The sequence below is a fragment of the Streptomyces sp. NPDC012769 genome, assembly GCF_042901205.1.
Lineage (GTDB): Bacteria > Actinomycetota > Actinomycetes > Streptomycetales > Streptomycetaceae > Streptomyces.
On the sequence record NZ_JBIBCP010000002.1, the window covers coordinates 986969 to 1004172 of the forward strand.

Consider the following 17204-nt stretch of genomic DNA (forward strand, 5'->3'; position numbering starts at 1 on the left):
CGGGGCGCGGCGGGCACCGTGCTTATGGTGGCTCCATGGCGATGAGCGAGCTGCCCGACTCCGGTACCGGTCCGGACGGTTCCGCCGTCGTCCGGATCCTCTCCTACAACGTGCGCTCGATGCGCGACGACGAGGACGCCCTCGCCCGGGTGATCCGGTCCTGCGCCCCCGACCTGGTCTTCGTCCAGGAGGCCCCGCGCTTCTTCCGCTGGCGCAAGCACGCGGCCCGGCTGGCCGCCAAGAGCGACCTCGTCGTCCTGAGCGGCGGCGCGACCGCCGCCGGACCGCTGCTGCTGTGCTCGCTGCGGGCCTCCGTGGAACGCACCGAGGACGTCCTGCTGCCGCTCACCCCGGGCCGGCACCGGCGCGGCCTCGCCACCGCCGTGGTCCGGTTCGGCGGCGCGCGGCTCGGCCTGGTCAGCTGCCACCTCAGCCTGTACGCCGACGAGCGCCACGCCCAGGCGGGCATGCTCCTGGACCGGGTGGCCGCGCTCGGCACGCCGTACGCCGTGGTGGCCGGAGACCTCAACGAGCGACCGGGCGGCCGGACCTGGACCCGGCTGACGAAGGAGCTCCGGGACGGCCGGGAGGCCGCGCCCTGGGGCGCGGAACACACCTGGCCCGCCACCGCCCCCGACCGCCGCATCGACGCGGTCCTGGCCACCCCGGGCGTCGAGTTCCTCGCCTGCGGCGTTCCCACCGACCTCGACCCGCGCGACCTGACGACGGCGACGGACCACCTGCCCGTCCTGGCGGTGGTCCGTGTGCCGGCCGATCCCTCGGTCCGGGCCTGATCCGAACGACAGGCCTCAGACCACCGCGCCGCGGCCCGGGTCGTCGAAGCCGTCGTCGTCCTCGTCGTCGTGCTTCATCCGGGCCACCAGGGTCACGAAGCCGCCCAGGAAGCCGCCCACGCACAGGGTGGTCAGCCACCAGGTCATGTCCCACCGGAGCAGCACGGCCAGCAGCATCAGGACCGGGCCGCCGATCACCGCGAGCCAGGCGAACTTGGTGGTGGTGTCGGCCTCCGGCAGCGGCGGGGGCTCCGGCGGCACGAAGTGGCCCCCGTCGAGGTCGCCGGCGTCATCGCCGCCCGCGCCCCCGTCCGGCTCGGCCAGCGAGTAGTCGCGCGGGCCGCCGCCCATGCCCACGCCCGGGGCGAAGACGACCGAGGACCCCAGCGCGGGCTTCTCCGGCGGCTCGGGCTGCTCCGGCGCCTCGGGCTTCCTGAACTTGTCCGGCTTCTCGGCCGCCTCCGGTTTCCGGGCCGCGTCCGGCTTCTCCGCGGCCGGTCTCTCGCCGTCGTCCGGCCCCACCGGGCCGCCGGCAGCCGCGCCTCCGATCCCGGCCCCGCTGCTGTCCGCGCCCTCGCCCGCTCCGGTGTCCTCGCCACCCTCGTGCCGAGACCCGTTCCCCCGCCCGCCGCCGGACTCCTCACCGGAGGCCGTGTCCTCCGGCATGTCCGGCAGAGCCAGGTCCTCCACCGGCCGGAAGGGCCGCGCGCCCGGGGGGTCGACGGGCTCCTCGCCGTACCCGGCGACGATCGCGGCCCAGGCCGCCTCCTCGTCGATGGGCTGGGGCTCGCGCTCCCCGTCCTGCTGCTCAGCCACCGCTCGCGCTTCCCTTCTCGCCGACGAGTTCCGGAGCGAGCCGGGACACGAACGCCCAGCTCTCCTCGAAGATCCGCTCCGCGTCGTGGTCCAACGTCGCCACGTGGTAGCTCTGTTCCAGCACGATCTCCTTGACGTCCGTCGACGACACCCGGCTGAGGATCCGCGCCGAGTCGGCCGGCGGCACCACATGGTCCTGCGGGCTGTGCAGCAGCACCATCGGCTGCGTCACCTGCGGCAGCTCCGCGTCCACGATCCGGAAGAAGCGCCGCAGCGAGTGCGCCGCGTGCAGCGGCACCCGCTCGTAGCCGATCTCCACCGCGCCCGGCTTGGCGATGTCGCTGGCGATGCCCTTCGTCGACGGCACGAAGTGCCGCACCACCGGCAGCGCGCGCGCCGCCACGCCGTGCACCTTGTTGCCCGGGTTGACGAGCACGATCCCGCTGACCGCGTCGCCGTACCGCGCCGCCAGCCGCAGGGTCAGCGCGCCGCCCATCGACAGGCCCATCACGAACACCCGCTCGCAGCGCTCGGTCAGCTCGCGCAGCGCCCGGTCCACCTCCGCGTACCAGTCGTGCCATGTGGTGAGCTGCATGTCCTGCCACCGGGTGCCGTGCCCGGGCAGCAGCGGCAGCGACACCGTGAGCCCGCGCCCGGCCAGATACTCGGCCCAGGGGCGCATCGACTGCGGGGAACCGGTGAATCCGTGACAGAGGAGGACGCCGACCTCTCCGCCCTCGTGGCGGTACGGCTCGGCTCCAGGAAGGACCGGCACGGGGTCTCCTGTTCGGGTTCGACTTCGGATCTCGCCGAAGCGCGACAATAAAGGGGAAGGCTTTCACCGTACGCGACCGGACCGACACCGACCAGGGCCGTAGCCGTGAAGGACCGCGAAGCCACGGCGCCCGCGGCGGCTCCACCGGTGCCGTACGGGATAAGGTCATGCCGACGGCACACGGAAGGCTTGGCGAGTTGATCTACGGCGCAATGAAGTTCTCCCTCGGAGGGTCACTGAAGATCGCCTTCAGGCCCTGGGTGGAGGGCCTCGAGAACATTCCCGCCGAGGGGCCGGCGATCCTCGCGAGCAACCACCTGTCGTTCTCGGACTCCTTCTTCCTGCCCGCCGTCCTCGACCGCAAGGTGACCTTCATCGCCAAGGCCGAGTACTTCACCACCCCCGGCGTCAAGGGCAAGCTGACGGCCGCCTTCTTCAAGGGCGTCGGCCAGCTCCCGGTCGACCGCTCCGGCGCGCGCGGCGCGGGCGAGGCGGCGATCAGGGCCGGCATCGAGGTCATCGAGAAGGGCGGCCTGTTCGGGATCTACCCCGAGGGCACCCGCTCGCCCGACGGCCGGCTCTACCGCGGCAAGCCCGGCGGCCTGGCCCGCGTGGCGCTCGCCACCGGCGCGCCCGTGATCCCGGTCGCCATGATCGACACCGAGAAGATCCAGCCGCCCGGCAAGATCGTGCCCAAGCTCATGCGCCCGGGCATCCGGATCGGCAAGCCGCTCGACTTCAGCCGCTACCACGGCATGGAGGGCGACCGCTTCATCCTGCGCTCGGTGACCGACGAGGTCATGTACGAGATCATGAAGCTGTCCGGCCAGGAGTACGTCGACATCTACGCGACCGCCGCCAAGCGGCAGATCGCGGACGCCGAGAAGGCCGCCAAGGAAGCCGTCAAGGCCGAGATCGCGGCACGGGAAGAGTCCGGCGCCTGACCCTGAGGGGCGCCGGGGGGTGGGGAAGATGGCCAGGCGCGAACGTGTCGTGCGCATGTCGGTCGAGCAGCCGCTGTGGCGCGCGCTCACCGCGTACCGCGTCCTCACGATGATCTACGCGGTGCTGCTCGGCTACTTCGGCCGGCACACCTACGAACGGCCCTGGATCGCCGTGGCGTTCCTCGCCGTGATGGGCGCGTGGACCCTCGCCACCCTTCCCAAGGTGGCGAACGCGGCCAGCTGCACCAAGCCTTTCCTGGTCGCCGACCTCACGCTCGCGCTGACCGGCATCCTGCTCACCCCGCTCGCCGACCATCAGGCGCAGACGGTCGACCACCCCACCCTGCCCTCGATATGGACCGCCGGCGCCGTCCTCGCGTACGCGATCAAGGGCGGCTGGCGCTGGGCCGGCTTCGCCTCCTCCCTGGTCGCCGTCGCCAACATCATCGAGCGCGGCCACCCCAGCCGGGACACCCTGCACAACGTGCTGCTGGTCTGGGTCGCCTCCATCGCCATCGGCTACGTCGTCGAGGTCGCCCGCGCCTCCGAGCGCACCCTCGCCCGCGCCCTGGAGATCGAGGCCGCCACCCGCGAACGGGAGCGGCTCGCCCGGGACATCCACGACAGCGTGCTCCAGGTCCTCGCCATGGTGCAGCGGCGCGGCACCGCCCTCGGCGGCGAGGCGGCCGAGCTGGGCCGGATGGCCGGCGAACAGGAGGTCGCCCTGCGCACCCTGGTCGCCGGCGGCCTCACCCGGCCCTCGCACGTCTCCGAGGACGAGTCCGAGGGCGCCGTCGTCCGGGTCGTCGAGGTCCCCGACGAGGACGACGGCACCGACGTCGACCTGCGCACCCTGCTCGCCCCGCGCGCCGGTTCCCGGGTCACCCTGTCCGACCCCGGCACCCCCGTCCTCCTCCCGGCACCCGCCGCCCGCGAGCTGGCCGCCGCGGTCGGTGCCGCCCTGGACAATGTGCGGGTGCACGCGGGCGAGGAGGCCCACGCGTGGATCCTGGTCGAGGACTGGGGCGACGAGGTGATCGTGACCGTACGGGACGACGGCCCCGGCATCCCCGAGGGCCGGCTCGCCCAGGCCGAGGGCGAGGGCCGGATGGGCGTCGCCCTGTCCATCCGGGGCAGACTGCGGGACCTCGGCGGCAGCGCCGAACTGATCTCGGTCCCCGGCCAGGGCACCGAAGTGGAACTGAAGGTCCCGCGCACACCGCGGGAACGGCGGGGGAAGGCAGGAGCGAAGTGAACGAGCAGCACCGACAGCACGAGCAGAGCGCGCAGAGCGGACAGGGCGGGCAGAGCGGACCGGAGGGGCAGCCGCAGCGGCCGATCAGGGTCATGGTCGTCGACGACCACCCGATGTGGCGGGACGCGGTCGCCCGCGACCTCGCGGAGGCGGGCCTCGACGTGGTCGCCACCGCCGGCGACGGCGAGCAGGCCGTACGCCGCGCCGCCGCGGCCGACCCGGACGTCCTCGTCCTCGACCTCAACCTGCCCCTCAAGCCCGGCGTCCAGGTCTGCAAGGAACTCGTCGGCGCCAACCCGCGCCTGCGGGTCCTGGTGCTCTCGGCCAGCGGCGAGCACGCCGACGTCCTGGAGGCCGTGAAGTCCGGCGCCACCGGCTATCTGCTGAAGTCGGCCAGCACGGCCGAACTGCTCGACGCGGTCCGCCGCACCGCCGTCGGCGACCCCGTCTTCACCCCCGGCCTGGCCGGCCTGGTCCTCGGCGAATACCGGCGGCTCGCCTCCGAGCCCGCCCCGGCCACCGGCGCCGACGAGCCGAAGGCCCCCCAGCTGACCGAGCGCGAGACCGAGGTGCTGCGCCTGGTCGCCAAGGGCCTGAGCTACAAGCAGATCGCCGAGCGGCTCGTCATCTCCCACCGCACCGTGCAGAACCACGTCCAGAACACCCTGGGCAAGCTCCAGCTGCACAACCGCGTCGAGCTCGTCCGCTACGCCATCGAGCGCGGCCTCGACGACGCCTGAGCCATCCGCGACGATTCACTCTCTTCGCCGTCTCGGAGTGACCCGGCTCACCATTAGCGTGGGCCGTGTCCCCTACGTACGGCGAAGGAGTGCCCATGCGGGTCGGAGTGCTGACCGGCGGAGGAGACTGTCCCGGACTCAACGCGGTGATCCGCGCCGTCGTCCGCAAGGGCGTCCAGGAGTACGGCTGGAGCCTCACCGGCTTCCGGGACGGCTGGCGCGGCGTCGTCGACGGCGACACCGTCCCGCTCGACGTCCAGGCCGTCCGCGGCATCCTGCCGCGCGGCGGCACCGTGCTCGGCTCCTCCCGCACCGACCCCTTCGCCGTCCCCGACGGCATCCGGCGGCTCGGCGAGAACCTCGCCAAACACCGCACCGACGCCCTCGTCGTCATCGGAGGCCGCGGCACCCTCGGCATCGCCGCCCGGCTGCACGCCGAACACGGGGTGCCCTGCGTGGGCGTCCCCAAGACCATCGACAACGACCTCCCCGCCACCGACTGGACCTTCGGCTTCGACACCGCCGTCGGCATCGCCACCGAGGCCATCGACCGCCTCCACACCACCGCCGACTCCCACCGCCGGGTCCTCGTCGTCGAGGTCATGGGCCGGCACACCGGCTGGATCGCGCTGCACGCCGGACTCGCCGGCGGCGCCAACGTCATCCTCGTCCCCGAACAGCGCTTCGACGTCGACCAGGTCTGCGCCTGGGTCGCCTCCCGCTTCGAGGCCACCTACGCCCCGATCCTCGTCGTCGCCGAGGGCGCCCGGCCCAGCGACGGCGGCCCCGTGCCGGGCTCGGTGGGGGAGTGGCTGGCCGGCGAGATCGAGTGGCGCACCGGCAAGGAGGCCCGCACCACCGTCCTCGGCCACGTCCAGCGCGGCGGCAGCCCGAGCGCCTTCGACCGCTGGCTCGCCACCCGCTTCGGGCTGCACGCCGTGGACGCCGTACGGGACGGGGCCTACGGCACGACGGTCGCCCTGCGCGGCACGGACGTGGTCCGCGTGCCGCTGACCGCCGCGACCGCCCGCCTCAAGACGGTCGACCCGGCGCTGTACGCGGAGGCCGGGGTGTTCTTCGGCTGAGCGCCCGCACCGGACCGGCCGTATATTCGCCCACATCCGGACCGGCACTGCTCGATGAGGGGAAAGCCGTGGAAATCCTGGCATTCGGCGTACAGGCGGACGAGAAGCCGCTCATCGAGCGTGCCTTCGCGGGACACCACGACATCCGCTGCCTGGACGTCTTCCTCACCGAGGACACGGCCCCCATCGCCGCCGGCCACGAGATCGTCTCCACCAGTGTCAACGCCGACCTCGACCACCGGGTGCTGCGCATCCTCGCGGCCGGCGGCACCCGGATGATCGCCCAGCGTTCCACCGGCTTCAACAACATCGACCTCGACGTCGCCGAGCGCCTCGGCCTCACCGTCGCCCGTGTCTCCTCTTACTCCCCCTACTCGGTCGCCGAGTTCGCCTGGACTCTCGCGATGGCCGTCAACCGCAGGATCGTCCGTGCTTCCAACCGCACCCGCGACTTCGACTTCCGGCTCGACGGACTGATGGGCCGCGACCTGCGCGGCCGCACCGTCGGCGTCCTCGGCACCGGCAAGATCGGCGAGGCCTTCACCCGGATCGCCCACGGCTTCGGGATGAACCTGCTCGGCTGGGACATCGCCGAGAACCCCGCCTGCGTCGACCTCGGCATGAAGTACGTCGACAAGGACCGGCTCCTCGCCGAGTCCGACCTCGTCAGCCTCCACGTCCCGCTGCTCCCGGCCACCCGCCACATCATCGACGCCGCCGCCCTGCGCTCCATGAAGGACGACGCGATCCTGGTGAACTCGAGCCGCGGCGGCCTCGTCGACACCGAGGCCCTGGTCCACGAACTGCGCGCCGGCCGCTTCACCGGCGTCGGCCTCGACGTCTACGAGGCCGAGGCGGGCCTGTTCTTCCTCGACAAGTCCCTCGCGGGCGTCGAGGACGACACCCTGGCCCGCCTCGTGACCTTCCCCAACGTGGTGGTCACCTCCCACCAGGCGTACTACACGGTCGACGCGGTCGGCCAGATCGTCGACACCACGCTCCGGAACGTCCTCGACTACGTGGCGGGTCGGCGCAGCGAGAACGTCCTGGTGCCGCGGGCCTGACGGGCCATCCCCGCGTGCGTGGGGAGCACGCCCTGCGTGGGCCGGGTTTCGCCGGCGTGCAAGGACCATCCCCGCTGACGCGGGGCGAACGTCTGACCTAACGAACGCCCCCGCGATCCGTCACGGTCGCCGTGGCTGCGGCGGTCGCCAGCAGCCGTGTGACGATCGCCGATCCGTCCAGTGAGAGCACCGACTCGGGGTGGAACTGCAGCGACGCGAAGCCGCGGCCGACCAGCGCGTGGACCTCGTCCGACTCCGCGTCCCGGCTCACCTCGATCCGGTGCAGCGCCAGCTCCGTCGCCGTACGGTCGTCGCACCGCGCCGTGAAGCTGTTGTAGAAGCCGACCGTCCGCTCCTGGCCGAACAGGTCGATCCGCACCTGCGCCCCCTGGAACGGCGTCCGCCTGCGGACGATGTCCAGGCCCAGCTCGGCCGCGATCAGCTCGTGGCCCAGGCACACGCCGAGGAGGCCGTGCCGGTGGCCGCGCAGCAGTTCCGCCGTCAGCCCGCGCAGGAAACGCATCTTCGGGTCCGCCGGGTCCGACGGGTCGCCCGGGCCCGGGCCGAGCACCACCGGGCCCCGGTGCGCGAGCGCCCGCTCCCGCAGCCCCGGCTCGTCGTAGCGCAGCACCGACACCTCCAGGCCCGAGGAGCGCAGCAGATGCGCCAGCATCGCGGTGAAGGTGTCCTCCGCGTCGATCACCAGCGCGTGCCCGGACAGCTCCGCCGACCGGACCTGCATCTTCAGCCAGAACGGCGCCAGGTCCGCCCGGCGCGCGTCCAGCGCCGCCCGCACCCGCGGATCGTCGGCGAGCCGCGGCCCCGCGGGCGACTCGTCGCTCGGCCGCCCCTCCCGTACCCCCAGCGCGGTGAGCACCCCGGCCGCCTTGGCATGGGTCTCGGCCACCTCGGACGCCGGGTCGGAGTGCCGGACCAGCGTGGCGCCGACCGGGACCCGCAGCCGGCCGTCGGCGGCGATGTCCGCGGTCCGGATGAGGATCGGCGAGTCGAGCGTCTGCGCCCCGTTCGCGTCCGTCCCGAGCAGCGCCAGCGCCCCGGCGTAGTAGCCCCGCCCGAGCCCGTCCGGGCCGACGGGCTCGTGCCGCTCGATCACCCGGCACGCGTTCTGCACCGGCGACCCCGTGACGGTCGCCGCGAACATCGTCTCCCGCAGCACCTCCCGCACGTCCAGCGAGGAACGCCCGCGCAGCTCGTACTCCGTATGGGCGAGATGCGCCATCTCCTTCAGCCGGGGCCCGATCACCACCCCGCCCCTGTCGCCGACCGTGCACATCATCTTCAGCTCCTCGTCGACCACCATGGAGAGCTCCTCGGTCTCCTTGCGGTCGGCCAGGAACGTCAGCAGGTCCTCGGGCGTCGGCGCCGCCCCCGCCGGGTAGCGGTAGGTGCCGCTGATCGGGTTCATCACGACCGTCCCGCCGGACATCCGCACGTGCACCTCGGGACTCGCCCCGACCAGCGTGCGCTCCCCGGTGTGCACCACGAAGGTCCAGTACGCGCCCCGCTCGCCCGCGAGCAGCCGCCGGAACAGGGCCAGCGCGTCGGCCCGCCCGAAGCCCGGCACGGTGCCGGTGTAGGTGCGGCGGATGACGAAGTTGGCGCCCTCGCCGCGCCCGATCTCCTCGTCGATCACCCGCCGCACGATCCGCCCGTACTCCTCGTCGGAGACGTCGAAGCCGCCGTCCTCGACCCGTACGTCATGGGCCGGAAGCACGTCGAGGACGTCGGCGAGCGGCAGCTCGTACGACTCCTCCGCGACCAGTACGGAGAGCGGGGTGCCGTCGTCGCGCACGTCGAAACCGCGCTCGCGGATCTGCCGGAACGGCACGAGCGCCAGCGTCGGCCGGTCGCCCACCGGCAGCTCGGCGAGCCGCTCGGCCTCGTGCACCGGACCGATCAGCACCTCGACGGTGTCGTGGTCCCGGCCCGGGGTGCGCCGGCGCAGCAGCGCGAAGGGCGGGCAGGAGTCGTCGAGCAGCCGGGGGAGGAGGCTGGAGAGCGAGGGGGAGGGGGAGAGGGGGAGGTCCATGGGACGGGTGTTCCTTCCGTGGGTTTCGGAAGAGGAACGGCCTCCGGGCGAGAGCTCCGGGTACGAGAAAGGCCGCCCCTCGGGCGGCCTTCGCGTGTGTCGGTGTACGCGCAGTCAGTGGGCCGCCGGATGAGCGGTCCACCACCAGTTCTGGGTCGTCTGCGCGAACATGGCGCCGATCGTAGCCCACGGAACCGGTGGAACGCGTCTCATTCGTCTCAGTACGCGGTCACTGTCGTGGACGACTGTTTTCGCCACGTACTGTGGTGGCGTGACCGTGAACGCTGACACCCACGCCGTCGCCAAGGCGACCTGGCGAGACCTGCCCGCGGCGCAGCAGCCCGAGTACCCCGATGCCGAGGCTCTGCGCGATGTGATCGCGGACCTCGAGTCGTATCCTCCGCTGGTGTTCGCCGGCGAGTGCGACCAGCTGCGCGCCCGGATGGGAGCCGTCGCCCGTGGCGAGGCGTTCCTGCTTCAGGGTGGCGACTGCGCCGAGGCCTTCGACGCCGTGAGCGCGGACCACATCCGCGCCAAGCTGAAGACCCTGCTCCAGATGAGCGCCGTCCTCACGTACGCGGCCTCCGTGCCCGTCGTGAAGGTCGGCCGGATCGCCGGCCAGTACTCGAAGCCCCGTTCCAAGGGGACCGAGACCCGGGACGGCCTGACCCTGCCGACCTACCGGGGCGACTCGGTCAACGGCTTCGACTTCAACGAGAAGGCCCGCGTCCCGGACCCCGAGCGCCTGAAGCGGATGTACAACGCCTCCGCCTCCACGCTCAACCTGGTCCGCGCCTTCACCACCGGTGGCTACGCCGACCTGCGCCAGGTGCACGCCTGGAACCAGGACTTCGTGAAGTCGTCCCCGTCGGGCCAGCGCTACGAGGCGCTCGCCCGCGAGATCGACAACGCCCTGAACTTCATGAAGGCCTGTGGCACCGACCCGGCCGAGTTCAAGGCGGTCGAGTTCTACGCCTCGCACGAGGCGCTGCTGCTCGACTACGAGGGCGCACTGACGCGTACGGACTCGCGCACCGGCAAGCTGTACGACACCTCCGGCCACATGGTCTGGATCGGTGAGCGCACCCGTCAGCTCGACCACGCGCACATCGAGTTCGCCTCGCAGATCGCGAACCCGATCGGCATCAAGCTGGGTCCGACGACCACCGCCGAAGAGGCGCTGACGTACATCGACCGCCTGGACCCGGACCGCGAGCCGGGCCGGCTGACCTTCATCGTCCGCATGGGCGCCGACAAGGTCCGCGACAAGCTCCCCGAGCTGGTCGAGAAGGTCACCGCCTCGGGTGCGACGGTCGCCTGGGTGACCGACCCGATGCACGGCAACACCTTCGAGGCGGCCTCCGGCCACAAGACCCGTCGCTTCGACGACGTCCTCGACGAGGTCAAGGGCTTCTTCGAGGTCCACAAGGAGCTGGGCACCCACCCGGGCGGCATCCACGTCGAGCTCACCGGTGACGACGTCACCGAGTGCGTGGGCGGCGGCGACGAGATCTTCGTCGACGACCTGCACCAGCGCTACGAGACGGCCTGCGACCCGCGGCTCAACCGCAGCCAGTCGCTGGACCTGGCGTTCCTGGTGGCGGAGATGTACCGCGACCAGTGAGCGTGATCAGTAGGTAGCTTCCTACGACGGTGGGGCGCGGATCCATGTGATCCGCGCCCCACCGTCGTTTCCAGGGCTTTTACGGGCCCCGGCCGCCGGGTAAGGTTAGGTAAACCTAATCGATCTCGGCGGGAGGTGAACCGGTGTACGTCTGCTCATGCTTCGGGGTGACGGAGAAGCAGGTCAAGGAGCACGCCGAGGCCGGCGCCTGCACGCCCCGCCAGATCGCTTCGGCCTGCAAGGCCGGTACGGACTGCGGTTCGTGTGTACGACGCATTCAGGCCATTCTCGGCCGCGGCAACTGCCCCCGGCGTGAGCTCCTGGACCAGGGCATGCCGGCTCTGACCGCGGACCTCGCCGTCGCGGACGACCTCGCCGAGGATCTCTCCGAGGCCGCTTAGTCCGGCTGCCGGCTCGTGCCGGCTCGGCGAGCCGCTAGCTCGGCTGTTCGATGAGCGTCGAGCAGTAGAGCGCCTCGCCCAGCTGCTCGATCAGCTCGAGCTGGGTGTCGAGGTAGTCGATGTGGTGCTCCTCGTCCGCCAGGATCTCCTCGAAGAGGTTCGCCGAGGTGATGTCGCCCTTGGCCCGCATGACCTCGATCCCGCGCTTCAGGCGGTCGATCGCCTCCACCTCGACCTGACGGTCGGCCTCGAACATCTCCTTGACCGTCTGGCCGACCCGGACGTGGAAGAGCCGCTGGTAGTTGGGCAGGCCGTCGAGCATGAGGATGCGCTCGGTCAGCTTGTCCGCGTGCTTCATCTCGTCGATGGACTCTTCGCGGGTGTACTTGGCGAGCTTGGTCCAGCCCTTGTTGTCCTGGATGCGGTAGTGCAGCCAGTACTGGTTGATCGCCGTCAGCTCGCCGGTCAGCTGCTCGTTGAGGAACTCGAGGACCTCGGGGTCGCCCTGCATAGCTTCAGGATCCTTCCACGCATGTCGGTGCCGCCACTGGGCAGGATGGCGGCATCCTTGCAGCGCGAATGGGTGGCGTCCAGTAAGTGCAGGCTTACTGTGGGTTGCCTTAATTGTCAGAATATCTACGGGATGACGGGGGCATGGCTGGTCATGACCACCCCTCGCGGTCTGTCACCATGGATGACATGGGTCAGCCGGAGGGCGGAGCACGCCGCGAAACAGCAGCGTCGGCGGCGTCGGATCTTCCGCCGGGACAGCGGCTCCAGCGCGGCTGGCCGGTCACCCACTACGGCCCCGTTCCCCGTTTCAAGCCGGACCGCTGGGAGTTCCGGGTCTTCGGGGCGACCGCCGACGGCGACAAGCACTGCTGGAACCACGAGGAGTTCTCGGCCCTGCCCTTCGCCACCGTCGTGGCCGATCTGCACTGCGTGACGAAGTTCAGCATGCTGGGGGCCGAATGGGGTGGGGTGCCCGCCCGGACGGTCCTGGAGCTGGCTCCTCCCGCGCCCGGCGTCACCCATGTGATGGTCTGGGCGGAGTACGGCTACAGCGCCAACATGCGCCTCTCCGACTTCGCCGCCGAGCACACGATCTTCGCCACCCACAAGGACGGTGAGCTGCTCACCGCCGAGCACGGCTTCCCGCTGCGGCTCGTGGTGCCGCACCTCTACGCCTGGAAGGGGCCCAAGTGGGTCCGGGGCGTGGAGTACATGGCCGCCGACCGGCGCGGCTTCTGGGAGGAGCGCGGCTACCACAACATCGGTGACCCGTGGACGGAGCAGCGCTACTCGTACCAGGAGGAGCCGGGCGACGGCCCCGAGCTCTAGCTTCCCTCAGTGGTACTGGTGGACGACGGCGTGGCCCTTGCCGCGTCCGATCATCCACTTGTTGACGGGGGTCGTGATCAGGAAGGCGACGAGGAAGGCGAACGCGAGGGCGCCCCAGAACAGCGCGTCCGACAGGTGCGCGTCCATCGCCCCGGGGACCAGCAGCAGGACCCCGTTGTCGACGACCTCCATCACGGTGATGGACAGGGTGTCCGCCGCCAGCGCGACACCGATGGCCGCCTTCAGGCCGACGCCGGCGCGCATGACGGCCCAGAGGGTCAGCGAGTAGCCGAAGAAGAACGCCAGGGCGATCGCGAGCACCATGGTCGGGGCGTTGCCCCAGCCGAGCGCCGTACCGATGATCATGCCGAGCACCTCGCCGATGGCGCAGCCGGTGAGGCAGTGCAGCGTGGCCTTCGCGGCCATGGCCCAGGAGACCCCGCCGTGGCCGTGCTCGTGGTGCCTGCCGTGCCCGTGGCCGTGGTGCCCGCCGTGCTCGCCGTGGTGCTGGTGCTGCTCGTGAGCGGCGGAGTGGTCGTGGTGGGCGTGTGCGTCGTGCTGCATGGGGTGCCCCCAGGCTCGTATGGCGGTTCCTCCGTACAGAGGAACCGTATACCCCCCTAGGGTATTCCTCAACGCAGTTTCTTCAGCAGCTCCACGTCCGCCCGGTGCCCCTGCGTCCCGCCCGGCGTCTCGATGATCAGCGGTACGCCCTCGGTGGCCGGGTGGTCCAGCAGATTCCGGAAGGCCTCCTGGCCGATGTGACCGGCGCCGATGTTGGCGTGCCGGTCCTTGTGCGCGCCCACGACGTCCTTCGAGTCATTGGCGTGGATCAGCTTCAGCCGGTCCTCGCCGACCACCGCCACCAGCTCGTCGAGGGTCCGGGTCGCGCCGTCCGGCCCGGTCAGGTCGTGGCCCGCGGCGAAGATGTGGCAGGTGTCCAGGCAGATGCCCAGCTTCGGATGCCGCTCCAGCGCGTCGAAGTACGGGCCGAAGTCCTCCGCCCGCGAGCACAGCGAGAAGCCCTGCCCGGCCGTCGACTCGATGAGCAGGAACGGGTCGTCGTCGTGCGTCAGCTCGTCGAGCAGCGGCAGCATCCGCTCCCGCACCTGCGCGAGCGCCTCCGCGCGCGGACGGCCCCCGGTCGCCGAGCCGGTGTGCACCACCACGCCCCTGGCGCCGATCTGCCGGCCACGGCGCAGCGAGTGGCGCAGCGAATCCACCGACTTCTCCACCGTCGCCTCGGTGTGGGAGCCGAAGTTGATCAGGTACGGGGCATGGACCCAGGCGGAGATCCCCTCGGCCTCGCAGCCGGCCCGGAACAGCTCGTCCTGGGCCGGGTTGCCGGCCGGGGTCGCCCAGCCGCGCGGATTGGCGACGAAGACCTGCACGGCCTCGGCCCCGAGCTCGCGTGCGTAGCCGAGGCCGGTCCTGGCGAGGCCGCCGGCCACGGGGACATGGCCGCCGACGGGGTTGCGCATGAGTCTCTACAGTCCCTTGATCGTGATGGTGACGGTCGAGCCCTCGGGGGCGTTCGCGCCGCCCTCGACGGACTGGCCGGTGACGGTGTCGCCGAGGAACGGGAAGGTCTTCTCGACCTTCACCTGGAAGCCGGCCGCCTCCAGCTCGCCGCGCGCCTCGTCCGTCTTCATTCCGACGACGTCCGGGACCTCGATCATCCGGGGGCCCTTGGAGACGGTCAGGGTGATGGTGTCACCCTTGGCGGCCCGGCTGCCCTCGGCGAGGGACTGCGCGGCGACCGCTCCGGCGTCCTCGGCCGAGTGGATCCGCTCCGGTGCCACCGCCACCTTCAGGCCGGCCTGCTGGAGCGAGGCGGTGGCGTCCGCCAGCGACTCGCCGGTGACGTCCGGGATCTCGATCGGCACGCCCTTGCTGACGACCAGGGCGACCGCCGAGTCCGGGCTCCGCTCGGTGCCGGGCTCCGGGTCGGAGCCGATGACCGCGCCCTGGGCGACGGACCGGCTGAAGGCGTACGTGATGACGCCCGGCGCCAGCCCCTCCTCGGCCAGGGCCTTCCTCGCCTCCGCGAGCGGGGTGCCCTTGAGGTTCGGCACCTTCACGATCTTCGGACCGCGGGAGAGCGTGAGCGTCACCGAGCCGTTGCCGCGGATCCGCTCGCCGGGCGCCGGGTCGACGGCCATGACCGTGCCGCGCTCGTACACGTCGCTGTACGCGCGCCGGGTGGTGCCCACGTCCAGGCCGGCGTCGGCGAGACGCCGGGTGGCCTGCTCCTCGGTCTGACCGAGGACGGCGGGGACGCGGGTGAACTGACCCGAGTTGATGTACCAGACGCCGGCCCCGAGGCCGAGGGCCAGCAGGACGGCGGCGACGATCAGCAACGGCCCGCGGGGCGCTCCGCGCCGGGCCGCGTCGGGCCCGGGCGAGGGAGGGGGCGGGGGAGCGGGCAGTCGGCTGGTGTGCTCGACGGGCAGCGGCCGGACGCGCGGGATCACACTGGTCCGGTCCTCCGCCTGGCTCCGCTCCTGGGCACGGGCCTGCGGCGGTACGGCGTCCAGCTGCTCCTCGCTGAGGGCGGCGCGCGCCTCGCGGGTCAGGGCGAGCAGCGCGACCGCGTCGTACGGGCGGAGCTCGGGATCGCGGGCGGTGGCGCCCGCCACCAGCTCGTCCAGCTCCACGGGGAGGCCGGGGACGGCGGCGGAGGGCGCGGGCACGTCGGTGTTCAGGTGCCGGTAGAGCACCTGGGCGGGGGTGTCCCCGGAGTGCGGCTTGGCACCGGTCAGCATCTCGTAGAGGACGACCCCGCAGGCGTACACGTCGGCGCGGGTGTCGGCGGTGCCGTGCTCGATCTGCTCCGGGGCGAGGTAGGACACGGTGCCGAGGACGGAGCCGGTGGTGTCGGTGGCCGAGCCCACGGCCCGCACCAGGCCGAAGTCGGCGACCTTCACCCGGCCGTCGTCCCCTATCAGGACGTTCTCCGGCTTCATGTCCCGGTGCACGAACCCGGCCCGGTGCGCGGCCCCCAGCGCCGCCAGCACCGGCTCCAGGACGTCCAGCGCGGCCCGCGGCTGGAGCGCGCCGCGCTCGCGCAGCACGTCGCGGAGGGTGCAGCCGGCGACGTACTCCATCGCCAGATACACGTACGCGCCGTCCGCGCCCTGGTCGAAGACCCCGACCACATTGGGATGCGCCAGGCGCGCGACGGACTTGGCCTCGCGCATGAACCGCTCCACGAACGCGGCGTCCGTGGCCAGGTCCGGGTGCATCACCTTGAGCGCGAGCACCCGGTCGAGACGGGTGTCCACGGCCCGGTAGACCGTGGCCATCCCGCCGACGGCGATACGCGCGTCGACGCGGTAGCGGCCGTCGAGCAGCCGCCCGACGAGAGGGTCCTGAAGGGTCGTGTCCACGGCCCCGAGTCTACGAGTGCCGCGGAGCCCCCCGGCCGGCCCCGCCCCGACTGCAGCGCACCTGTGACGCGCGTCGCGGTCGGGGAGGGGCGGGGGAGGACCGGGCCCTGTCCGGACAGAAGGCCGGGCGTTCAGAAGGCCGGGCGTTCCGGGTCGAGGTGGGCGCGGCCGTCGTGCGGGGAGGACGCCTCCGCGAAGTGGCGGCGGGGGATGCGGCCCGCCCGGTGCGCCAGGCGGCCCGCCTCGACCGCGTGGCGCATCGCCTCCGCCATCAGGACGGGCTCCTGGGCGCGGGTCACCGCGGAGGCGAGCATCACCGCCGCGCAGCCCAGCTCCATCGCCTGCGCCGCGTCCGACGCCGTCCCCGCCCCCGCGTCCAGGATCACCGGCACCCCCGCCCGCTCCACGATCAACTGGAAGTTGTGCGGGTTGCGGATGCCGAGGCCGGAGCCGATCGGCGAACCCAACGGCATGATCGCCGCGCAGCCGACGTCCTCCAGCTTCCGCGCGAGCACCGGGTCGTCGTTCGTGTACGGCAGCACGACGAAGCCGTCGTCGACGAGCGTCTCGGCGGCGGAGAGGAGCTCCTCGCCGTCCGGCAGCAGGGTCCGCTCGTCGGCGATGACCTCCAGCTTGATCCAGTTGGTGCCGAGTGCCTCCCGGGCCAGCCGGGCCGTGAGGACCGCCTCGCCCGCCGTGAAGCAGCCCGCCGTGTTCGGCAGGACGCGGATGCCCAGCCGGTCCAGGACCGAGAGGACCGAGCCGCGTACGTTCGGGTCGAGGCGGCGCATGGCCACGGTCGTCAGCTCCGTGCCGCTGGCGACGAGGGAGCGTTCGAGCACGTCGAGGCTGGGCGCCCCGCCGGTGCCCATGATCAGGCGGGACGAGAAATCCGTACCGCCGAGCGGGAAAACGTCGTCGGACAT

Annotated in this window: 18 protein-coding genes; 9 read left to right on the top strand and 9 right to left on the bottom strand. The window is 72.0% G+C overall.

Going from position 1 to position 17204, the window contains the following annotated elements; all coding sequences use genetic code 11:
- Nucleotides 1–35 precede the first annotated feature (35 nt).
- Nucleotides 36–794 carry an endonuclease/exonuclease/phosphatase family protein gene (locus ACFY7C_RS13535; protein ID WP_389648488.1) on the top strand — a complete coding sequence of 253 codons (759 nt, stop codon included), beginning with the start codon at nt 36–38 and terminating at the stop codon, nt 792–794.
- 15 nt (nt 795–809) lie between these two features.
- On the opposite strand, the gene ACFY7C_RS13540 is transcribed toward ACFY7C_RS13535, so the two are convergent.
- On the bottom strand, nt 810–1610 hold the full coding sequence (locus ACFY7C_RS13540) for a hypothetical protein (protein WP_389648491.1): 801 nt from the start codon (nt 1608–1610) through the stop codon (nt 810–812).
- Nucleotides 1603–2385: an alpha/beta hydrolase gene (locus tag ACFY7C_RS13545; RefSeq protein WP_389648493.1), complete on the bottom strand. Its 783-nt coding sequence runs from the start codon at nt 2383–2385 to the stop codon at nt 1603–1605. The genes ACFY7C_RS13540 and ACFY7C_RS13545 overlap by 8 nt, the downstream gene beginning before the upstream one ends.
- A gap of 212 nt (nt 2386–2597) precedes the next feature.
- Here ACFY7C_RS13545 and ACFY7C_RS13550 point away from each other — a divergent pair, with 212 nt between their 5' ends.
- The 5 genes from ACFY7C_RS13550 to ACFY7C_RS13570 all read left to right on the top strand — a co-directional run bounded on the left by ACFY7C_RS13550 (nt 2598) and on the right by ACFY7C_RS13570 (nt 7473).
- A complete protein-coding gene (locus tag ACFY7C_RS13550; protein ID WP_389649514.1) occupies nt 2598–3329 on the top strand; it encodes a lysophospholipid acyltransferase family protein in 732 nt (243 codons plus the stop codon).
- A gap of 28 nt (nt 3330–3357) precedes the next feature.
- Nucleotides 3358–4584, top strand: coding sequence for a MacS family sensor histidine kinase (gene macS, locus ACFY7C_RS13555; RefSeq protein WP_389648495.1), 1227 nt, complete (start codon nt 3358–3360; stop codon nt 4582–4584).
- Nucleotides 4585–4676: 92 nt separating this feature from the next.
- Entirely contained in the window at nt 4677–5324 is a 648-nt protein-coding gene (locus ACFY7C_RS13560; protein WP_389649517.1) for a response regulator, read from the top strand.
- A gap of 95 nt (nt 5325–5419) precedes the next feature.
- A complete protein-coding gene (locus ACFY7C_RS13565; RefSeq protein WP_389648498.1) occupies nt 5420–6409 on the top strand; it encodes an ATP-dependent 6-phosphofructokinase in 990 nt (329 codons plus the stop codon).
- A 68-nt stretch (nt 6410–6477) separates the two neighbouring features.
- The gene (locus ACFY7C_RS13570; protein WP_389648501.1) at nt 6478–7473 is read left to right on the top strand and encodes a 2-hydroxyacid dehydrogenase; all 996 of its coding nucleotides are present in this window, start codon (nt 6478–6480) and stop codon (nt 7471–7473) included.
- 97 nt (nt 7474–7570) lie between these two features.
- Here ACFY7C_RS13570 and ACFY7C_RS13575 read toward each other — a convergent pair whose 3' ends face one another.
- Together ACFY7C_RS13575 and ACFY7C_RS13580 are read right to left on the bottom strand one after the other, a co-directional pair.
- Nucleotides 7571–9523 (bottom strand): anthranilate synthase family protein, encoded by a 1953-nt coding sequence (locus ACFY7C_RS13575; protein ID WP_389648504.1) that lies wholly within the window; start codon nt 9521–9523, stop codon nt 7571–7573.
- Between the two features lie 114 nt (nt 9524–9637).
- Nucleotides 9638–9736, bottom strand: coding sequence for a trp operon leader peptide (locus tag ACFY7C_RS13580; RefSeq protein ID WP_389648507.1), 99 nt, complete (start codon nt 9734–9736; stop codon nt 9638–9640).
- Nucleotides 9737–9800: 64 nt separating this feature from the next.
- Between ACFY7C_RS13580 and ACFY7C_RS13585 the strand changes: the two genes are divergently transcribed.
- Both ACFY7C_RS13585 and ACFY7C_RS13590 read left to right on the top strand, forming a co-directional pair.
- Entirely contained in the window at nt 9801–11147 is a 1347-nt protein-coding gene (locus tag ACFY7C_RS13585; protein ID WP_389649519.1) for a class II 3-deoxy-7-phosphoheptulonate synthase, read from the top strand.
- Nucleotides 11148–11290: 143 nt separating this feature from the next.
- Nucleotides 11291–11548 (top strand): bacterioferritin-associated ferredoxin, encoded by a 258-nt coding sequence (locus ACFY7C_RS13590; RefSeq protein WP_389648510.1) that lies wholly within the window; start codon nt 11291–11293, stop codon nt 11546–11548.
- Between the two features lie 34 nt (nt 11549–11582).
- On the opposite strand, the gene bfr is transcribed toward ACFY7C_RS13590, so the two are convergent.
- Nucleotides 11583–12059 (bottom strand): bacterioferritin, encoded by a 477-nt coding sequence (gene bfr, locus ACFY7C_RS13595; protein ID WP_309549481.1) that lies wholly within the window; start codon nt 12057–12059, stop codon nt 11583–11585.
- Nucleotides 12060–12247: 188 nt separating this feature from the next.
- On the opposite strand from bfr, the gene ACFY7C_RS13600 reads away from it, so the two are divergent.
- Nucleotides 12248–12889, top strand: a complete 642-nt coding sequence (locus tag ACFY7C_RS13600; protein WP_389648513.1) for a sulfite oxidase-like oxidoreductase — start codon at nt 12248–12250, stop codon at nt 12887–12889.
- Between the two features lie 6 nt (nt 12890–12895).
- Here the strand turns inward: ACFY7C_RS13600 and ACFY7C_RS13605 are convergent, their stop codons facing one another.
- The 4 genes from ACFY7C_RS13605 to ACFY7C_RS13620 form a co-directional block, all read right to left on the bottom strand.
- Nucleotides 12896–13453 carry a DUF4396 domain-containing protein gene (locus ACFY7C_RS13605; RefSeq protein WP_389648516.1) on the bottom strand — a complete coding sequence of 186 codons (558 nt, stop codon included), beginning with the start codon at nt 13451–13453 and terminating at the stop codon, nt 12896–12898.
- Nucleotides 13454–13521: 68 nt separating this feature from the next.
- Entirely contained in the window at nt 13522–14370 is an 849-nt protein-coding gene (locus ACFY7C_RS13610; protein ID WP_389648518.1) for a deoxyribonuclease IV, read from the bottom strand.
- 6 nt (nt 14371–14376) lie between these two features.
- The gene (gene pknB, locus ACFY7C_RS13615) at nt 14377–16278 is read right to left on the bottom strand and encodes a Stk1 family PASTA domain-containing Ser/Thr kinase (protein ID WP_389648520.1); all 1902 of its coding nucleotides are present in this window, start codon (nt 16276–16278) and stop codon (nt 14377–14379) included.
- A 131-nt stretch (nt 16279–16409) separates the two neighbouring features.
- Nucleotides 16410–17204 carry a thiazole synthase gene (locus tag ACFY7C_RS13620; RefSeq protein WP_389648523.1) on the bottom strand — a complete coding sequence of 265 codons (795 nt, stop codon included), beginning with the start codon at nt 17202–17204 and terminating at the stop codon, nt 16410–16412.

Excerpts from the sequence above, each read along its gene's own strand:
- ACFY7C_RS13600 (WP_389648513.1), top strand. The coding sequence starts at position 12,248 with ATGGGTCAGCCGGAGGGCGGAGCACGCCGCGAAACAGCAGCGTCGGCG.
- ACFY7C_RS13535 (WP_389648488.1), top strand. The coding sequence starts at position 36 with ATGGCGATGAGCGAGCTGCCCGACTCCGGTACCGGTCCGGACGGTTCC.
- bfr (WP_309549481.1), bottom strand. The coding sequence starts at position 12,059 with ATGCAGGGCGACCCCGAGGTCCTCGAGTTCCTCAACGAGCAGCTGACC.
- ACFY7C_RS13610 (WP_389648518.1), bottom strand. The coding sequence starts at position 14,370 with ATGCGCAACCCCGTCGGCGGCCATGTCCCCGTGGCCGGCGGCCTCGCC.
- ACFY7C_RS13580 (WP_389648507.1), bottom strand. The coding sequence starts at position 9,736 with ATGAGACGCGTTCCACCGGTTCCGTGGGCTACGATCGGCGCCATGTTC.
- ACFY7C_RS13605 (WP_389648516.1), bottom strand. The coding sequence starts at position 13,453 with ATGCAGCACGACGCACACGCCCACCACGACCACTCCGCCGCTCACGAG.
- macS (WP_389648495.1), top strand. The coding sequence starts at position 3,358 with ATGGCCAGGCGCGAACGTGTCGTGCGCATGTCGGTCGAGCAGCCGCTG.
- ACFY7C_RS13575 (WP_389648504.1), bottom strand. The coding sequence starts at position 9,523 with ATGGACCTCCCCCTCTCCCCCTCCCCCTCGCTCTCCAGCCTCCTCCCC.
- ACFY7C_RS13550 (WP_389649514.1), top strand. The coding sequence starts at position 2,598 with ATGAAGTTCTCCCTCGGAGGGTCACTGAAGATCGCCTTCAGGCCCTGG.
- ACFY7C_RS13620 (WP_389648523.1), bottom strand. The coding sequence starts at position 17,204 with ATGTCCGACGACGTTTTCCCGCTCGGCGGTACGGATTTCTCGTCCCGC.
- ACFY7C_RS13560 (WP_389649517.1), top strand. The coding sequence starts at position 4,677 with ATGGTCGTCGACGACCACCCGATGTGGCGGGACGCGGTCGCCCGCGAC.
- ACFY7C_RS13565 (WP_389648498.1), top strand. The coding sequence starts at position 5,420 with ATGCGGGTCGGAGTGCTGACCGGCGGAGGAGACTGTCCCGGACTCAAC.